Origin of the sequence: Streptomyces sp. NRRL F-5755 (assembly GCF_001279365.1) — a bacterium.
In the GTDB taxonomy this organism is placed as follows: domain Bacteria; phylum Actinomycetota; class Actinomycetes; order Streptomycetales; family Streptomycetaceae; genus Streptomyces; species Streptomyces rimosus.
Map to the genome: position 1 here is coordinate 1 of NZ_LGCW01000143.1, position 1,980 is coordinate 1,980.

Here is a 1,980-nt window from a genome sequence, read left to right on the forward strand (position 1 = left end):
GGGGGACGGGGGCGCGGGGGCTTCCGGTGGTTCCCATGCCGTGTCCGCCCCGTCCGCGTCCTCCTCCGTGACGTACGGCGCGCTGACCATCGACCGCGCCGGTCTGCTCGTCACCAAGAACGGCCGGGACGTCGTGCTCGCCCCCTCCGAGCTGAAACTGCTCCTCTTCCTGTCCGACTCGCCCGGCCAGGTCTTCAGCCGCCAGCAGCTCCTCGAACAGGTCTGGGAGCACAGCTTCTACGGGGACGTACGGCTGGTGGACGCGTGCGTGATGCGGCTGCGCGCCAAGATCGAGGACGATTCGCGTACGCCCGTGTACGTACAGACGGTACGGGGCTTCGGCTACCGGTTCGGACCCTTGTGAGCACCCGCACGTCCCCGGGAGGGACCGCGCCGACGCGGGGCCGGGAGTGGCCGGCCGCCGCGTACACCCGGCTGCGCGGGCTGCGTACCCGCCTCATCGTCGGCTTCCTCGTCGTCTCCGCGCTCAGCGCGCTGATCACCGCCGCGCTCACCTTCCGGCAGGCCCGTATGGCGATACTGGCCCGCACTCAGAACACCGCCGTGCACGACCTGCGCGACCAGATGCAGTCCCTCGGCCCCGACCTGCCCTTCCCGCCCCGGCGCGAGGACCTGCAGAACCTCGTCGTCCAGCTCGACCGGGCGGGCGGCTCCCGCAACTGGCACACGTACGCGCAGTACGAGGACGGGCCGGTGGTGCCGGGGCCGTGGGGTGCGGGCGCCGGTTCCTCGGCGGGTGGGACGGGCGGTGCGGCCAAGGGCGGGGCTGCGGTCACCGACGGTCTGCGCAAGGCCGTACGCGAGCAGCACGCGCCGATCTTCCAGCGGGTGGACCGGGGCGGGCAGCCCTGGCTGGCGATCGGCATGCCGGTGGACTTCACGGACGCGGACGCGGACGGGGGTGGGGACGGGGCGGGCCGTACGGGCTCCAAGGCAACCCCCTCCGCCGCCCCTCAGCAGGGCCAACCCTCCGGCCTCATCGTCTACGCCGAGTTCGCCCTGACCGACGAGAAGGCCGACATCTCCGCCCTGGTCACCGCCGCCCAGGCAGGCGCACTGCCCGCGCTCGCGCTGGCCGTCGTACCCGCGCTGTTCGCCGCCCGCCGCGTACTGCGGCCGGTCCGCCGCCTGCGGGAGGCGGCCGAACGCATCACCTCCGGCGAACTGGACACCCGGCTCCCGGTGACCGGCCGCGACGAACTCGCCGATCTGACCGTCACGTTCAACGAGATGGCGCGCGCCCTGGAGAAGGACGACGCCGAACTGCGCCGTATGGAGGCCAACGCCCGGCGCTTCGCCGCCGATGTCTCGCACGAGCTGCGCACCCCGCTGGCGGCGATGTCCGCCGTGACCGAAGTCCTCGACGAGGACGCCGCCCGGCTGGACCCCGACACCGCCGACGCCGTACGCCTCATCAGCGACGAGACGACGAAGCTCGCCCGCATGGTGGAGGACCTGATAGAGGTCTCGCGCTTCGACGCGGGCGCCGCCGACCTGCACCTCGACGAAATCGACGTCGCCATGGCGCTCCGCAAGACGCTCCAGCTGCGCGGCTGGCAGGACCAGGTCGAGACCGACCTCCCCGAGGGCCTGCGGGCCCGCTTCGACCCGCGCCGCATCGACGTGGTCGTGGCCAACCTGGTCGGCAACGCGCTGCGGCACGGCGGTACGCCGGTCCGGCTGACCGCGTACGCAACGTCGGGACGGCTCCGTATCGACGTGGCCGACCAGGGTCCCGGCATCGACCCACAAGCGCTCCCGCACGTCTTCGACCGCTTCTACAAGGCCGACGCCGCCCGCGCCCGCTCCAGCGGCAGCGGCCTGGGCCTGGCCATCGCGATGGAGAACGTACGGCTCCACGGAGGCACCCTGCGCGCGGCCAACGCACCGGGCGGGGGAGCGGTGTTCACGGTGGAGGTGCCGGTGGATCCGTGGGGTGGGGTGGGGGCGGACGGGGCG

The 1,980-nt window shown here is 73.1% G+C and carries 2 protein-coding genes; both read left to right on the forward strand.

Annotation, left to right across the window (positions count from 1 at the left end; all coding sequences use genetic code 11):
• Positions 1–364, forward strand: a 364-nt coding sequence (locus tag ADK86_RS15400) for a winged helix-turn-helix domain-containing protein (RefSeq protein ID WP_234345876.1), incomplete at its 5' end; no start/stop codon positions are given.
• 131 nt (positions 365–495) lie between these two features.
• Positions 496–1,980: sensor histidine kinase (locus tag ADK86_RS15405; protein ID WP_420718853.1), on the forward strand; the 1,485-nt coding region annotated here is incomplete at its 3' end.